The organism is Mycolicibacterium austroafricanum, assembly GCF_902705885.1.
Classification (GTDB): Bacteria; Actinomycetota; Actinomycetes; order Mycobacteriales; family Mycobacteriaceae; genus Mycobacterium; species Mycobacterium vanbaalenii_A.
The window spans coordinates 40,137-55,719 of the sequence record NZ_CACSIP010000040.1 but is presented as its reverse complement, the minus strand read 5'-3'; the positions used below and the strand labels follow the sequence as shown (position 1 = coordinate 55,719).

The following is a 15,583-nucleotide window of genomic DNA, read 5'->3' as shown; positions in this document are numbered from 1 at the left end:
GCCCAACCGCCCCCGCCGCCCCCCGGCGCCGAATGCAACTACCCCAACTGCACGCCGGGCATCGCGCCCAACATCGTGTTGGGCTCTTACTGCAACAACACCACCTACTACGTGTTCGGGGTGACCGACTGGGGTCGGCTGGTGTTCTGCGGATCGCCGCGGCGGTATGAGCCACGATGGTTCCGGTCACCGGAGATGCACGGCATCAAGAACGAGGGTGACCTGTGCCCGAGCCTCGACGGGGAAGTGGCGCAGGCGCCGGACGGACTTTTCCTGACCTGCGTGGCGAAGGACAACCGGTCCTACTGGGCGCGCGGGGACCAGTCGGTGGGCGGCGGCAATCCGCCACCGCAGTAGTCACCAGGTGCGCAGCGAACAGAGCGCACCCTTGGTTCCCGAATCGGTCGCCACCACGACGTCGTCGACACGCAATTCGCAGACAAAGCCCGGCTCCGTCAGTGGCGCGGTGGTGGGTCCCGGCAGGCCGACGACCACCATCGCCCAATCCTCGGGGTCGGCCAACATCGCTTCGAGCACCCACGGCTGTCCCGGACCGAGGTTGGCTTCGGCGTTGGGCGTGTAGAGATAGGTGTTGTGGCTGTACTCGGCCCAGTTGGGCGGCTGGGTATCGCGGTAGTAGATCTCCGCGTTCGCGATGTCCTCGCTGGCCCCCACCGTGTAGCGCACGTGGTGCAGGCCCGGCTGGGCGCCGGCGTCCACATCGGCGATGACGGCACTGGCTGCGAACAAGCCGACCGCGGCGGCAGCGACAAGTGGAAGCGGTTTGCAGAACAGCATTTTCAGATCTTAGAACACGCTTCCCGCGGTGTGCCCGAATTGGCCGACCCACCTCCCGCCGGAACGGTATTCCAGCAGCCGATCTGCGAGTGGGCGCCTGCTGGAATGCAATTCCGGCGGCAAGAATGGGCTACCCCTGCGGGGTGAACGTGATGTTCAGCTCGGTCAGGCCCCGCAGGATGAAGGTGGGCTCGTAGTTGTAGGCACGGTCGCCGGCCGGGCCGTGCTTCTCCTCGTCGATGGCGATGTCGCCCATCCGGTCCAGGATGCGCTCGATGGACACGCGCCCCTCGACGCGGGCCAGCGGGCCTCCCGGGCAGGAATGCACGCCCCGGCCGAATGCGATGTGCTCCCGGACGTTCTTGCGGTTCAAATCGAACTCGTGGGGATGCTCGAACCGCTTGGGGTCCCGGTTCACCGCCCCGGGGCACACCATCAACGTGGTGCCCGCCGGCACCTCCATGTCCCCGACCGTGGTGTTCTTCTTCGCGAGCCGGAACTGACTCTTGACCGGGGCGTCCATCCGCAGTGCCTCCTCCACGAACACCGGGATGCGGCTGCGGTCGTGACGCAGGGTGTCCTGGATGTCGGGGTGGTCACCGAGCACCCGCAGCGAGGCGGAGAGCAGCTTGGTGGTGGTCTCCTGCCCCGCCGCGAACAGGAATGTCGCCGAGCGCGCCACTTCGAGCACCGGCGGTGTTGATCCGTCGGGGTACTTGGCGGTGGCCAGTGCCGTCAGTACGTCGTCGCGGGGTGCGGCGCGACGGTCCTCGAGGTATCCGACGAACTTGTCGTCGAGCCACTCCAGCGGGTTGAGGCCCACCAGGTCGCTGTGGTCGAGAGATCCGACGGTCGCGCCCGGCCTGGGTGAGCCGAGGACTATGCGGAACTCTTCGTGATCAGCTTGCGGAACACCGAGCAGATCGGCGATCACCAACAGCGAGAAAGGTTTTGCGTATGCGCTCAGGAATTCGCATTTGCCCGCGGAGATGAAGTCGTCCAGAACCTCGTCGGCCAGCCGCCACATGAAGTCCTCGTTCTCCTTCAACCGGCTGGGGGTGAGCAGGCGGTTGAGCAGCGAACGCGCGTTGGTGTGTTCGGGCGGGTCCATGGTGACCATGTGCTCGAACATCGGCATCTGTGACCGGTGAGCGATGATCTGTGCGGTGATGTCGTCACCCTCGGGCGTGAACGGCAACGGCGGGAACGGACCGGCCACGGCGATGCACGATGAGAACGTGTCGGGGTCCTTGAGGACGGTCGCGGCCTCGTCGTAGCCCGTGATGGCCAGGACGCCGTAGTTGGGCTCGCGCACCACCGGACACTTGCTCCGGAGATGGTCGAAATACGGGTGCGGGTCCGGCACAAGAGACTGATCAGTGAAGTAATCGATCGTGTCGAAGTCGCTCATGTGCTGTTGCCTCCCGGGGCTGCTGCTGATCGAGGGATCGGCTGATTCGCTCAATGTGGGTGTTTCGCGATAATGCTGAGCACCTGCTTAGCATGGTGTAAGAGTTAGGGTCAAGATCGAAGCGACACGCAGGCAATGAGCGGGCGAGTTGGGGAAGCGGGAATTGGGCATGGCATCGCCGCGACGGATCGGGGCGCCGGACGCGAAGAACCGCGTCGTGTTGCTCGATGCGGCCGAGCAGCTGCTGATCGAGGAGGGCTACGCGGCGGTGACCTCGCGCCGGGTGGCCGACCGGGCAGGGTTGAAGCCGCAGCTGGTGCATTACTACTTCCGCACCATGGAGGATCTGTTCCTGGCGGTGTTCCACCGCCGGGCCGAAGAGGGTCTCAGGGTCCTCACCACGGCGCTGCAGTCGCCGCAGCCGCTGTGGGCGCTGTGGCGGTTCAGCACCGCTCCCGAGGCCACTAGACTGACCATGGAGTTCATGGGTCTGGCCAACCACCGCAAGGCCCTGCGCGCGGAGATCGTCTACTACGCCGAGCGGTTCCGCGACGAGCAGAACCGGGCCATCGCCGCTGCGCTTCGAAGCCATGGCATCGAGGTCGCCGACGTGCCACCGGTGGTGTGGACGGTGTTCGCGACGAGTGTCTCGCAGGCGATGGTGATGGAGCGGGCGCTCGGGATGTCCACCGGTCACGAAGAGACTTTCGCGTTCTGTGAAGGATGGCTGCGGCGCCTCGAGGGCGAGCCACAGGAGGACATGGCGCCTGCCGTCCCGGTCGCCGACGACGGCGACGGCGCCGGCGCTCACCAGAGGTAGATCACCAGGATCGTCGTCCACAGCACGGTCAGCCAGAGGTCGGTGCTGTGCCGCAGCCACCCCGGGGCGCCGCGGACCTCCATGAAATACCGGATGATCAGGCGGCCTTTGATGAACCCCAGCAGAATCGCCGCGACGGTGATGGGCACGCTGGCGCTCGCGTGAGCTCCGGAATGTCCCGGAGCGAGCCACCACGAGACCACCGTGATCGCCGACAGGGCGAGCCAGGCAACTGTGATCGCGCGGGTGGACGCGGTCGCGTGGGGTGTGGTCGTGGTCAACCGGTCACCTCATCACATACAGCAGGCCGAAGATCACGACCCACAGCAGATCGACCATGTGCCAGTAGGTCGCGCTCGACTCGACCATCGACATCCGGCGTTTACGCGGATTGTGCAGTTCCCGCACGACGATTCCCAGGATCAGCAGTCCCAGCGAGACGTGGAACAGATGGACGCCGGTGAGCATGAAGTAGAACATGAAGAACTCGCTTCCGGTCATCGTGTGACCCTCGGCGACCTTCGTCGTCCACTCGTAGGCCTTGATGACGATGAACAGCGCCCCGCACGCGCCTCCGGCGTAGGTCAGGCGGAGCGCTGCATGGTGGTCGCCACTGCGGGCGGCCAGCACGCTGCGCGCCACAAACCACGAACTCGTCAGTAGCACAAGGGTGTTGAGGACTCCGACATTGAGGTTGAGATGCTGCTGCGCCTCGAGGAACTCCTGTGGCGCCATCGCACGGTGCACCATGAAAATCAGGAAGTAGGACCCGAAGATGACCAGGTCGCCGAGCACCATCACCCACATGGCCCCGTCGCCGGGCAGGTGCGTGTCCTGTGCCCCCTTGGCGTGTGCAGGTGCCTCCTGCGTCGTGTCCGTCATGGCAGCGGAGCCTGGTCGGCGGGTTGTTCCTCGTTGGCCTTCTTGAGGAAGAAGATCACGCACGACAGCCAGAAACCGAAGATCACCGTTCCGGTCCAGAACGACATCGAACCGTTCCAGGCGAACGGACCCGCCGGTGAAATGAACACCGGCACTGCCATGATCTCCGTGACGATCTGCCAGATGGTCACGTAGCCAAGCCATTTCGGAAATATTCGGTTGCGGTCGTAGAGGATCGCGATGGCGAAGCCGAAGTATGCGGCGGTGAAGCAACCCAGCGAACCGACGTAGGACAGGCACCCCAGGTCGTAGAGCAGGGCCAGCACCTCGGGATCGCGGTCGGGACGGAAGGCGGCCACCAGGAAGCAGAAGGCGACCAGAAGGCAACCCGGAAGCGCCCCGACGGCCATCCCGCCCATGTACACGTAGGCCATCGTCGAACCCGCCGACATGCGCTTCATGTGGTACACGACGATGCCGTTGGCAACCCCGGCGCCACCGACGATCAGGATCAGAAAACCGAACCCGATCTGGATCGTCAGGCCGTGCGTGGTGAAGAACTCGACCTTCTGCTCGGTGGTCACGTCCGGCCGCGGCGGCGGCATCGTCCTGGCGAGCAGGAAGAAGATCGCGCCGAATGCGGCGTAGAACGCCGGCACTATCGAGAAGACGATCCAGATGTCGCGCTTGCTCGTCGTGGCGAAGGGCTGACCGGCCGCAGCGGTTTTCGAGTCCGGTGAGATCACCGCACTCATCGCGCCACGCCCTCCTCGACGGCCTGCCTGTGTACCGCCGACCGCAGCACGAAGAACATCACCACGACGAACAGGGTGAAGGCGCCGGCGCGCAACCAGAAGGAGATCGCGCCGTTCCAGGCGAGCGGGCCGGTCTGAAACACCGCTGCGGCTGCCGCCGGGGCCATGGCCAGCCCGGTCACGACCGCGAAATGGCCGACCCAGCGCGGAAACACGGGTTTCGGCCCGGTGTCCAGGTAGACAGCGAGCGCGAGCAGGAGGTTCTGCGCCACGAGCATCCCGACCGGAGCCACCAGTGTGATCCACGCCAGGTCGTTGAGCAGCAGCAGGAGCTCCGGGCTGCGCTCCGGACGGAACGCCGCGACCAGGTAGAAGATGTCGGCCAGCGCGAAGATGGTAGCGCCGCTGACCACCGCGGTGAGATAGCAGTAGGCCAGCGCGTGGCTCTGGGTGGCCATGCGCTTCATCTGCACGACGATCACCGCGAAGAACGGCAAAAGCATGATGGCGCACAGGTTGTAGGTGATCATGCTGAACCGGATCATCGCGGTGTTGTCCGCATAGAACGCGGCGACCTCGTCGGCTGACATCGTGGGTGACATCGGCGGCAGGAAGCCGGGGAAGGCCAGGAACGCGACCAGCAGGATCGCACCGATGACCGGGGTCGTCCACAGGGCGATCAGCTGGGTCCTGATGTTCGCCGTCTGCGGCAACTCCTCGGCCTCAGCAAGAACCTGCATGACGCCCCCCGTCTATTGGTTGCCGATCGGCTACTCGACCAAAGAGTAGCCGATCGGCAACTGGAGCTCCAGGGGGGTGGGTGGCTACCGCGAGAGAATGGTCGCCGAGGCGGTGCCGGGGGCGCCGTAGACCTGGGCGAGACCCACGCGTGGCTCTCCGGGGACCTGGCGATCGCCGGCCTCACCGCGCAGTTGGCGCACCAGTTCGTGTACCTGCCGAAGTCCGGAGGCGCCGATGGGCTCGCCGTTGGCAATCAAACCGCCATCGGTGTTGACGGGTATCGTGCCGTGGATCTCGGTGGCGCCGTCGGCAAGCAACTTCTCCTGTTCGCCGTCGGCGCACAGTCCCGTCTCGGCCATGTGGATGACCTCGGCGCCGGCGTCGGTGTCCTGCAACTGGGCGATGTCGATGTCCTCGGGACCGATGCCCGCCGCCTCGTAGGCGGCCTTTGCCGCGTACACGGTGGGGGAGGCATCCTCGTCGAGGGGTGCCGACGTGGCGTGGACTTCGTAGGCGCCGAAGGTGCGCGTACGAATCTCGCTGGCGCGCACGAATACCGGCTTGTCGGTGTACTTGTGGGCGAGGTCGGCCCGGCACATGATGACTGCGGCCGCACCTTCGTCGGGAGCGCAGAACATGTACTGCCGCAGCGGATAGTTCAGCACCGGCGAGGCCATGATCTCTTCGACCGAGATTTCCTTGCGCCGAAAGGCATTCGGGTTCAGTGCGCCATTCCGGAAGTTCTTGTTGGCCACCCGCGCCAGCGTCTCCTCCGAGATGCCGTGCTTGTGGATGTAGTGGTTGGCCTTCATGCCGAAGAACTTGGTGGTGACGAACTGCCCGTTCTCGGCATACCACTGCGGTAGCGCGAGCTTGGCGGGATCGTCGGTGAACGCGCCGCGCGGGTGCTTGTCCAAGCCGATGGCGATCCCGATGTCGTACTTGCCCAGCCGGATCGTGTCCGCGGTCTGCTGGATCGCCGAGGCCGCGGTGGCGCAGGCATTGAACACGTTGGTGAACGTGATGCCGGTCAGGCCGACCAGTCGGGTCACGGCGTCCGGATTCGACACCTCATAGCTGCCCCCGAAGCCGAACTGAATGTTCTTCCATTCGATTCCGGCGTCGGCCAGCGCGAGATCGATTGCCTCGGCGCCCATCTCCATGGCGGTCTTGTCGAACCGGCCGAACGGATGAAGGCCGACGCCGATGATCGCGACGTCGTTGGCGGAGTCGGAATTGCTCATCTTCAGTCCTTTAGCTGCTGACCGGCTGGAATGCGAAGGTGACGACGTCGTTGCCATCGGCGTCGGTGGTGAACGGGATCATGGTCAACTCGACGGCCTGCCCGAATTCCAGCTTGGCCGGGTCGTTCTCGGTGAGCCGGCCCTCGACGCGGATGACGGCGTCATCTCCCATGCCGAGCTGCACCAGACCCACGCCGAATGGCACGAAGTCCCTACCTGTCGGGCCGGCGTACGGCGCGCCGGGTGGAAAGCCCTGGGTGGTCCAGGCGATCAACGTGCCTTCGCGGGGAAGTAGCAGCTCCGACATCGACCCCGAACTGCATCGGGGGCAGCGTTGCTGCGCCGGAAAGGTGGCTGCGCTGCAGCTGTCACATCTGCTGCCGATCAGCTGGGGATTGTCTTCCGGCCAGGTGGAGATCTCGGGTGCGAGTGCCCGCTGCGTTGTCGACACGCGATTGACCATAATCGGAAACGACATTCTCGTCTAGAGAGAACACATGCGGGGGAACGCGCTGTGACTCGTCTGCGCACAACAGCAATTCCCCCTGGGGGGTCACTTGCCTCGCTTGACGACCTTGTCCGCCGCCTCCCAGTGTTCCTCGGAGACCCACAGACGGGCGAACGCCGCGACGGCCTCGGTGGTGGGCACGCCGCGCAACACCTTTTTGACCTCACCGGCGGGGGCGGTGGCGAGCGACCGCGCGATCAACCGCCATTGCTCGTCGAAGGATGCGCGAGGGATCACCTGGTCGATCAGTCCGATTCGCTCGGCCTCGGGTGCCCCGACGATACGACCGGTGCCCGCCAACAACAGCGCCCTGCTGTAGCCGACCAGGGCGGCGAGGCGCTCGGCACCACCCCAGGCCGGCATGATCGCCAGCGCGACCTGGTTGAACCCGATCTTGATGTCGTCGGCTGCCACCCGGATGTCGGCTGCCACCGCGAACTCTGCGCCACCGCCGAGTGCATGACCGTTGAGCGCGGCCACCGTGGGCGCCGGGAAGGCGCCGATGCGGTCGCAGATCGACCTCATCCGGAAGGCCATCGCGGAGGCCTGCGCCTCGGTGCGCAGCGCGCTGAGTTCCTTCAGGTCTCCGCCCGAGACGAACGCCCGGTCGCCCGCCCCGGTGAGTGCGAGGGCGGCCGCCCCTGCCGCGCCGTCGAGCGCTTTGTCCAGTTGGTCCATGGTCTCCAGCGAGATCGCATTACGCGCGTGCGGCCGGTCGATGGTGATGATCGCCAGACCGTCGTCGACTTCAAGGTCCACCATCAACGTTCTCCATCTGCGGTATTGGCATTCTCGCGAGCGGAGAATAGCATCGCCTCCCGAACGGGAGGTGGTCCCAGGCATGCGAGAAATTCCTGTTGAGCTGACCAAGCTCTACCAGCAACAGGGCTGGTGGACCCAGGAAACCCTGGGTGATCTTCTCGCTCAGGGCCTGGCGGCCAGTCCCGACACCGGCTTCCATGTCCATTCGGCAGTGCGGCCGTACGCCGGTACCTTCGCCGAGGTCGAACACGACGCCCGCCGCTTGGCCGCCGGTCTGCGTTCGCGTGGGATCGGCGCCGGCGATGTCGTGGCGATACAGCTGCCGAACTGGCGCGAAGCGGCCGTCGCGTTCTGGGCGGCCTCGTTCCTGGGGGCCGTCATCGTGCCGATCGTGCACTTCTACGGCCGCAAGGAGCTGGCGCACATCCTGGCGGCGGCCAAGCCGCGGGTGTTCATCACCGCCGAGGCGTTCGGTCGGATGCAGCATCAGCCCGATCTGTGTGCCGACGTGCCGATCGTCGGTCTTGTGGGCACCGCCGGCTTCGACGAACTCTTCGACGACGAGCCCCTGGCCGGGACGTTGGCGACCGACCCGGTCGGTCCCGCACTGATCGCGTTCACGTCGGGCACCACCCGCGCTCCCAAGGGCGTCATCCACAGCCATCAGACGCTGAGTTGTGAGACGCGCCAGCTCCTGGCGAATTATCCACCAGACCGCGGCCGCCAACTCACGGCCACGCCCGTCGGGCATTTCATCGGAATGCTCGGTGCGTTCCTGATACCGGTGCTCGAAGGTGCCCCGATCGATCTGGTCGACGTATGGGATCCCGGCAAGGTCCTGGCGCTGATGAAATCCGACGGTCTGTCGATCGGCGGAGGGCCCCCGTACTTCGTCACCAGTCTGCTCGACCACCCCGACTGCACCGACGACCACCGTCGGCTGTTCACCACGGTCGGCCTCGGTGGGTCCACGGTGCCGGCGGCGGTGACCCGCCGGCTCGCCGACCTCGGCATGTACGTCTTCCGGTCCTATGGCAGCACCGAGCACCCGTCGATCACCGGGTCCGGCCCACAGGCGCCGGAGGACAAGCGCCTCTACACCGATGGCAATCCGCGACCCGGCGTCGAGATCAGGATCGCCGAGGACGGAGAGATCCTCTCGCGCGGTCCCGATCTGTGCCTGGGGTACACCGACGACGAGTTGACTGCCAGCGCCTTCGACGACGAGGGCTGGTATCACACGGGCGATGTCGGCGTACTCGACGAGGACGGCTATCTGACGATCACCGACCGCAAGGCTGACGTGATCATCCGCGGTGGTGAGAACATCAGCGCCGTCGAGGTCGAGGAAGTACTGCTGGCGATGCCGGAGGTGGCCGAGGCTGTCGTCGTGGCGGCGCCGGATGCCCGCCTCGGCGAGCGGGCCGCGGCCGTGCTGCGCATTCGGCATGGCCACCGGATGCCGTCGTTGGAGGACGTCCGCGTTCACTTCAAGGACGCCGGGATGGCACGTCAGAAGTGGCCGGAGGAGCTGCACCGGGTCGACGACTATCCGAGGACGGCGAGCGGCAAGGTCCAGAAGTTCGCCGTGCGGGAGCACGTGAGGGCGGAGTGCGGGAGCACGTGAGGGTGGTGTGCGGGAGCACGTGAGGGTGGTGTGCGGGAGCACGTGAGGGCGGAGTGCGGGAGCACGTGAGGGCGGAGTGCTCATTGCGGCGGACAGCCAATGAGAATAGGATTCTCCCAAGAAGAAAAGGAGTGTTCCATGGGTCAACTATCGCACCGGGTCGACATCCCGTTTCCGTTGTTCGACGCGGACAACCATCTGTACGAGCCGCCGGAGGCGCTGACGAAGTTCCTGCCCAAGGAGTACAAGGACATCGTCCAGTACGTGGAGGTCAACGGACGCACCAAAATCGCCCTGCGCGGCCAGATCAGCAACTACATTCCCAACCCGACCTTCTCGGTGGTGGCCAAGCCTGGTGCGTGGGAGGAGTACTTCAAGTTCGGCAACCCCGACGGCAAGAGCAAGCGCGAACTCTTCGGCGAGCCGATGAAGGCGATCCCGGCGTTCTTCGAGCCCGGGCCGCGGCTCGAGAAGATGAACGAGTTGGGTCTGGACCGCACGCTGATGTTCCCGACGTTGGCCAGCCTGATCGAGGAGCGGCTGTCCGACGACCCGATCGCCATCCACGTCATCGTCCATGCACTCAACGAGTGGCTCCACGAAGTGTGGGGATTCAACTACCAGAATCGCATCTTCACCACCCCGGTGATCACGCTGCCGATCGTCGAGAAGGCGATCGAGGAACTGGAGTGGGCGGTCAAGCGTGGCGCCAGGGCCATCTTGATCCGCCCTGCGCCGGTGCCCGGATTCCGTGGCCCGCGGTCGTTTGCGCTGCCGGAGTTCGACCCGTTCTGGCAGAAGTGCGTCGAGTACGACGTCTTTGTCGGAATGCACTCCAGTGACAGCGGCTACTCGCGCTACACCTCGGAGTGGGATGGCGCCGCGCAGGAGATGCTGCCGTTCCAGACCAACGCGATGTCGATCCTCAACGAGTGGCGACCGATTCAGGATGCGGTGGCGTCCTGGGTGATCCACGGTGCGCTGTTCCGATTCCCGACGCTGAAGGTGGGCATCGTCGAGGCGGGCTCGAAGTGGATGTTCCCGCTGCTGGACTCTATGACGGAGGTGTACAAGAAGGCCCCCGAGGCCTTCCTGGGCAACCCGATGGAAGAGATCAAGAAGCGCATCTATGTCAGCCCGTTCTACGAGGAGGGCATCGACGACCTGATCAACCTGATCGGGGTGGACCAGGTGCTGTACGGCTCGGACTGGCCGCACCCCGAGGGCCTGGCGGAGCCGACGCACTACGTGACCGCGCTCGAGCATCTTGCCGTCGAGGACCAGGCGAAGATCATGGGCGGCAACCTGGGTCGCCTCGTCACGGTGTGACGTACCAGCCACGCGCGGTGACAGCCAACGACGCCCGGCGCCCGTCGAGGGACGGCGCGAGATGACACGCTGGTCGACCATCCCCGAGATGGTCGCGAGCGCGGCGGACCGATTCGGCGACGCAGAGGCAGTTGTCGACGGTCCGCTGCGCTTGACCTTCGTCGAACTGGTCGAGCGGATCCGTTGTGCTGCAGGAGCGTTCGCCGAGCTCGGTATCGCGAAGGGGGATCGCGCCGCGATCTGGGCGCCCAATGGCGTGGAGTGGATCGTCGCGGCGTTCGGTCTTGTCAGCGCCGGCGGCGTGCTGGTTCCCGTCAACACCCGGTTCAAGGTCGACGAGGCAGCCGACATCATCAGCCGCAGCGGGGCCAAAGCGGTGCTCGTCCAGCAGGGCTTCCTCGGCGTGGACTTCGTCGCGCCCCAGGGTGTTCCGGTCATCGACGTGAAGTCCGACTTTCTGTCGAGCGGTCGCCCGTTCAGCCGTCCGGTCGACGGCGAGGACATCTCTGACATCATCTTCACCTCGGGCACCACCGGGCGACCCAAAGGCGTGATGATGAATCATCGGCAGAATCTGCGCCTGTACGAGGAGTGGTGCGATCTGGCGGACCTCCGCCGAGATGACCGCTACCTGATGGTCAATCCGTACTTCCACACCTTCGGTTACAAGGCCGGCCTGATCGCCTCGTTCATCCGGGGTGCGACGATGCTGCCGGTTCCGGTTTTCGACATCGACCGTGTCGTGGAACTCATTGCCGCAGAGCGGGTCACGATGTTGCCTGGACCGCCGACGCTGTATCACTCGCTGTTGGGGGTCGAGGACAAGGCCGCCCTCGCGACGCTTCGCGCGGGGGTGACAGGTGCCGCCGACATCCCGGTCGAGCTGGTGCGCCGGGTGCACGAGGAGCTTCCGTTCCAGACCCTGGCGACCGGGTACGGCCTCACCGAGGCGGGCACGGTGACCTTGTCGCGGCCGGGAGACTCGTTCGAGGACATCGCGACCACTGCCGGGGTGGCCTGCGACGGCGTCGAAATGCGTATCGCCGAGGACGGTGAGGTGCTGGTCCGCGGTTACACCGTGATGCAGGGATACCTCGACGACCCGGTGGCCACGGCTGAGGCGATCGACCCGGACGGGTGGCTGCACACCGGCGATCTCGGCACCATCGACGACGCCGGTCGGTTGCGTATCGTCGGTCGGAAGAAGGACATGTTCATCGTCGGGGGCTTCAACGCCTATCCCGCCGAGATCGAAGGATTCCTACTGGAACACCCCGCGGTGGCCCAGGCTGCGGTCATCGGGGTGCCCGATGACCGCCTGGGCCAGGTGGGGAAGGCGTTTGTCGTGCCGAAGACGCACGAGGACACCGATGGTGTTGTGACCGCCGAGCAACTGATCGCGTGGAGTCGCGACCGAATGGCCGGTTTCAAGGTGCCGCGGTATGTAGAGTTCCTCGACGAGTTGCCGTTGAACGCCACCGGCAAGGTGATGAAGGACAAGTTGCACGAGCGTCACCGCTGAGCATCCGCACAGCGCGTAAACAGTATTTCCGCAGACGAGGGCTCTTTGCCGGGCCTCGCAGAGACGGGTATCGTCGCGGCAATACTCAAAAATGAAGAATGTCATTCTCGCAGAAGTGCACGCGCATGCGCGTGCCTGACGGTTCAGATCAGGAGGTCGGTGTGCCGTCTTTCAGGCGCCGTGACTCGGTGATCGACGCAGACCGCGTCGATCCGCCGCCGCAGGCCGCTGACCGTCCGCTCGACGCCGAGCAGGCGCGAGCGCTGGCGGAGGAAGCCGAAGCAGAGGCCGCTGAGGCCGAGGCGATGGCGGCCGCCGCCCGCGCGCGGGCGCGCGCGATCAGGTTGCGGCGCGAAGCCGGAGAAACCGTCGAGGTCGACGACCACTCGGTCGAGGTCGAACCGGAACCGGATGCCGAGCTCATCGTCACCGAAGCCGTCGATCCCGAGCCCATCGACACCGAAGCCGTCGATCCCGAGCCCATCGACACCGAGCCCGTCGATCCCGACACCGGCGACGAGGCGATCGTCGAAGAGTCCGCACCGGCCGGCCGGCGCACTCGCCGGTTGCCGCGGCCGGGCTGGAAGGGGCTGCTCGCCGCGCTGGTCATCGTGTGCACGGCGGCCCTGCTGGCTGTCAGCGGATACATGGTCTGGCACCATCGCGAAGCGGTCGCACTGCAGCAGTTGGACGCCGAGTACACCGCGGCGGGTCGACAGAGTGTGGTGACGCTGATGTCCCTGGACTTCAACCAGGCGCAGGAGGACGTGCAGCGCATCATCGACAACTCGACAGGTCAGTTCAAGACCGACTTCGAGCAGCAGGCTGCCGACTTCGTCGAGGTGGCGCGCGCGTCGAAGGTCATCACCGAGGTCACGGTGAACTCCGTCGCCGTGGAATCGATGACCGAGGATTCGGCGGTGGTGCTCGTCGCGGCCTCCTCCCGCGTCACCAACTCCGAGGGCGCCAACCAGGAGCCGCGGACGTGGCGACTCAGCGTGGACCTGCAGCGAGAAGGTGACCAGATCAAGATGTCGAAAGTCGAGTTCGTCCCGTGAGCGATGGAGACAGCGAAAAAGACAAGGACGTCGACGCGACCGTCGTTGCGGACGACGGTGGGGTCGGTGACGAGCCCGGCGACACCGACACTGAGTCCGCTGACGTGACGCCGAGCTCCGAGACCGTTGATGACAGTCCCCGCAGTTCGCGGCGCGGCGTCCGATCGAAGGTGACCGCCGTCCTGCTGGCCGGCGCACTGCTCGGGTCCGCGGGACTGGCCGGCTGGCTGTATGTCAACCAGTATCGACCGGACGAGCAGACCGATGCCGCCGCAGCCAAGGTCGCGCTCGATGCCGCCACCACCGGGACGATCGCGCTGCTGTCGTATTCGCCTGAGTCGCTCGATCAGGACTTCGCTGCGGCCAAGGCCCGCCTCACCGGTGACTTCCTCTCGTACTACACACAGTTCACCGAACAGATCGTCACGCCGGCCGCCACCGAGAAATCGGTCAAGACCGCGGCATCTGTGGCGCGGGCCGCGGTGTCGGAGATCCATCCGGATTCTGCGGAAGTCCTGGTGTTCATCAACCAGACCACCACCAGCAAGGAGAACCCCGACGGGGCGTTCGCAGCCAGCAGCGTCAAGGTGGGCCTGACGAAGATCGACGGCGCTTGGCTCATCGAGTCGTTCGACCCGGTATAGCGGTATAACCTCAGCGCCGTGACTGTGACGGCGATCCTGCCGGTGCCGATGGTGTTCGCGCGGCGCCGGGACGCGGTGTTCGCCGCGGTAGCGGGAGTCTCTCCGCTGATCCGGGCTGTCCGGGCTCTCGAGGCGGCAGCTGACGTCGTGATCGCGGTGGCCGTCCCTCTTGCCGATGAGGTTGCTGAAGCCCTTGTCGGACAGTCTTTTTCGAGGGTGCGGGTGGTCGTTTCCGATTCGCCCGGTGAACGCGTGCACTGCCTGGCCGCCGGTCTGGCGGCCGTCGACACCAGTCATGTGGTCGTGCACGACCTCCAGTGGCCCACGATCGGTACCGGTGTCGTCGACCGCATCGCGGTCGCGCTGCGGGAGGAGGCCGTGGCGGTGATGCCCGCCCGGCCGGTGACCGACAGCGTGAAGGCGGTCGACTCGGGTGGTGTCCTGACCGCGACGTTGGACCGCTCCCAGCTGCGTACCGTGCAGTATCCCCGCGGGTTCACCGCCGACGTGCTGGCGCAGCTGGTGCACCGGCACCGATCGGGCCCGTTCGATGAACTGGAGGCGGCGCTGTCGGCAGGGATCCCGGTGACCCTCATCGAGGGTGACGACGAAGCGCTGCGCGTCGAGTTGCCGCGTGACGCAGGCTATCTCGCGGCCCTCATCGCGACTCGGCAGGACCCGCCGGTGCGGTGAGAAGGCGTTCCGCGACGGCGATGTCACGCGCGTAGGTGACCTTCAGGTTGGTGGCGTCGCCAGGGATGGTGCGCACCTGGGCATCCGTGTAGCGCTCGATACACGACGACGTGTCCGTGCCTTCGAACCCGTCGGCTTCGGCGCAGCGATACGCGTGCAGCAGCTCACGCGCCCGGAATGCCTGGGGCGTCTGCACTCTGACCAGCGCGCCGCTGTCGGCCACCGATTCCAGCCCGCCCGCGCCCACCCGGACAAGCCCGCCGATCGGCAGCGCGGGCAGCGCGCCGCCGAACTCCCGGGCCACCGAGATCGCCGTCCGGAACAGCTGCGGTCCGGCCAGCGGGCGCGCGGCGTCGTGGATGGCGACCACGTCCACGGCACCCGATTCGATGTCGGCGGACAGGTACTGCAGCACCCGGAACTCCGACCCGTGCCTGGTCTGGCCACCTTCTACCAGTTCCACGTGCGCGTCGGGAAGTTCGCTCGCGACGCTGTCGCGGGCTAACTCGCGCTCGCCCTGGCGGTACACCAGGACGGTTCGCGTGATCTCCGGCAGCGTCGACAGCGTGTGTAGGGACCAGGTCACCATGCTGCGCCCGGAAAGCGGCAGATATGCCTTGTTCCCGTCGGCGCCGACCCGGGTCCCCAGGCCGGCTGCCAGCACCACACCGACCGCCTCACCCATGGACGCACAGTATCGCGGCGGGCGCTTGGCCCGCGCCGACCTGCCCAACGGCTGGGTCGGGTGAGCGATACGGTCTACATCCAGTGGAAAGGGGACGCTCTGTG

18 protein-coding genes are annotated in these 15,583 nt (G+C 66.0%); 8 read left to right on the top strand and 10 right to left on the bottom strand.

Annotation, left to right across the window (positions count from 1 at the left end; all coding sequences use genetic code 11):
• Positions 1-357: hypothetical protein (locus BEMPMBAN_RS23990; protein WP_159233763.1), on the top strand; the 357-nt coding region annotated here is incomplete at its 5' end.
• Here BEMPMBAN_RS23990 and BEMPMBAN_RS23985 read toward each other — a convergent pair.
• Positions 358-798: an Rv2576c family protein gene (locus BEMPMBAN_RS23985; protein WP_159233762.1), complete on the bottom strand. Its 441-nt coding sequence runs from the start codon at positions 796-798 to the stop codon at positions 358-360.
• A 130-nt stretch (positions 799-928) separates the two neighbouring features.
• Complete coding sequence (locus BEMPMBAN_RS23980) at positions 929-2,209, bottom strand: cytochrome P450 (protein WP_159233761.1); 1,281 nt, start codon at positions 2,207-2,209, stop codon at positions 929-931.
• A 169-nt stretch (positions 2,210-2,378) separates the two neighbouring features.
• Between BEMPMBAN_RS23980 and BEMPMBAN_RS23975 the strand changes: the two genes are divergently transcribed.
• A complete protein-coding gene (locus BEMPMBAN_RS23975) occupies positions 2,379-3,029 on the top strand; it encodes a TetR/AcrR family transcriptional regulator (RefSeq protein WP_159233760.1) in 651 nt (216 codons plus the stop codon).
• Here the strand turns inward: BEMPMBAN_RS23975 and BEMPMBAN_RS23970 are convergent.
• The 7 genes from BEMPMBAN_RS23970 to BEMPMBAN_RS23940 form a co-directional block, all read right to left on the bottom strand.
• On the bottom strand, positions 3,017-3,310 hold the full coding sequence (locus BEMPMBAN_RS23970; RefSeq protein WP_159233759.1) for a cytochrome C oxidase subunit IV family protein: 294 nt from the start codon (positions 3,308-3,310) through the stop codon (positions 3,017-3,019). The two genes, BEMPMBAN_RS23975 and BEMPMBAN_RS23970, sit on opposite strands and share 13 nt — an antisense overlap.
• Positions 3,311-3,314: 4 nt before the next feature.
• Positions 3,315-3,911, bottom strand: coding sequence for a cytochrome c oxidase subunit 3 family protein (locus tag BEMPMBAN_RS23965; protein ID WP_159233758.1), 597 nt, complete (start codon positions 3,909-3,911; stop codon positions 3,315-3,317).
• Complete coding sequence (locus BEMPMBAN_RS23960) at positions 3,908-4,666, bottom strand: hypothetical protein (protein ID WP_234897670.1); 759 nt, start codon at positions 4,664-4,666, stop codon at positions 3,908-3,910. The genes BEMPMBAN_RS23965 and BEMPMBAN_RS23960 overlap by 4 nt, the downstream gene beginning before the upstream one ends.
• Positions 4,663-5,406, bottom strand: a complete 744-nt coding sequence (locus BEMPMBAN_RS23955) for a hypothetical protein (RefSeq protein ID WP_159233757.1) — start codon at positions 5,404-5,406, stop codon at positions 4,663-4,665. The genes BEMPMBAN_RS23960 and BEMPMBAN_RS23955 overlap by 4 nt, the downstream gene beginning before the upstream one ends.
• Positions 5,407-5,490: 84 nt before the next feature.
• Positions 5,491-6,651: a thiolase family protein gene (locus BEMPMBAN_RS23950; RefSeq protein ID WP_159233756.1), complete on the bottom strand. Its 1,161-nt coding sequence runs from the start codon at positions 6,649-6,651 to the stop codon at positions 5,491-5,493.
• 10 nt (positions 6,652-6,661) lie between these two features.
• Positions 6,662-7,114 (bottom strand): Zn-ribbon domain-containing OB-fold protein, encoded by a 453-nt coding sequence (locus tag BEMPMBAN_RS23945; protein ID WP_159233755.1) that lies wholly within the window; start codon positions 7,112-7,114, stop codon positions 6,662-6,664.
• 90 nt (positions 7,115-7,204) lie between these two features.
• Positions 7,205-7,921: an enoyl-CoA hydratase/isomerase family protein gene (locus BEMPMBAN_RS23940; protein WP_159233754.1), complete on the bottom strand. Its 717-nt coding sequence runs from the start codon at positions 7,919-7,921 to the stop codon at positions 7,205-7,207.
• 79 nt (positions 7,922-8,000) lie between these two features.
• Here BEMPMBAN_RS23940 and BEMPMBAN_RS23935 point away from each other — a divergent pair, with 79 nt between their 5' ends.
• From BEMPMBAN_RS23935 to BEMPMBAN_RS23910, 6 genes are all read left to right on the top strand, one after another.
• Positions 8,001-9,548, top strand: a complete 1,548-nt coding sequence (locus tag BEMPMBAN_RS23935; protein WP_159233753.1) for an AMP-binding protein — start codon at positions 8,001-8,003, stop codon at positions 9,546-9,548.
• A gap of 138 nt (positions 9,549-9,686) precedes the next feature.
• Positions 9,687-10,877, top strand: coding sequence for an amidohydrolase family protein (locus BEMPMBAN_RS23930; protein WP_159233752.1), 1,191 nt, complete (start codon positions 9,687-9,689; stop codon positions 10,875-10,877).
• A 61-nt stretch (positions 10,878-10,938) separates the two neighbouring features.
• Entirely contained in the window at positions 10,939-12,399 is a 1,461-nt protein-coding gene (locus BEMPMBAN_RS23925; RefSeq protein WP_159233751.1) for a FadD3 family acyl-CoA ligase, read from the top strand.
• A gap of 161 nt (positions 12,400-12,560) precedes the next feature.
• Positions 12,561-13,457, top strand: a complete 897-nt coding sequence (locus tag BEMPMBAN_RS23920; RefSeq protein WP_159233750.1) for an Rv1363c family protein — start codon at positions 12,561-12,563, stop codon at positions 13,455-13,457.
• Entirely contained in the window at positions 13,454-14,101 is a 648-nt protein-coding gene (locus BEMPMBAN_RS23915; protein ID WP_159233749.1) for a hypothetical protein, read from the top strand. The genes BEMPMBAN_RS23920 and BEMPMBAN_RS23915 overlap by 4 nt, the downstream gene beginning before the upstream one ends.
• An 18-nt stretch (positions 14,102-14,119) precedes the next feature.
• A complete protein-coding gene (locus BEMPMBAN_RS23910) occupies positions 14,120-14,794 on the top strand; it encodes an IspD/TarI family cytidylyltransferase (RefSeq protein WP_159233748.1) in 675 nt (224 codons plus the stop codon).
• Here BEMPMBAN_RS23910 and BEMPMBAN_RS23905 read toward each other — a convergent pair.
• Positions 14,760-15,479, bottom strand: a complete 720-nt coding sequence (locus tag BEMPMBAN_RS23905) for an IspD/TarI family cytidylyltransferase (protein WP_159233747.1) — start codon at positions 15,477-15,479, stop codon at positions 14,760-14,762. The genes BEMPMBAN_RS23910 and BEMPMBAN_RS23905 overlap by 35 nt on opposite strands.
• Between the last annotated feature and the right edge of the window lie 104 nt (positions 15,480-15,583).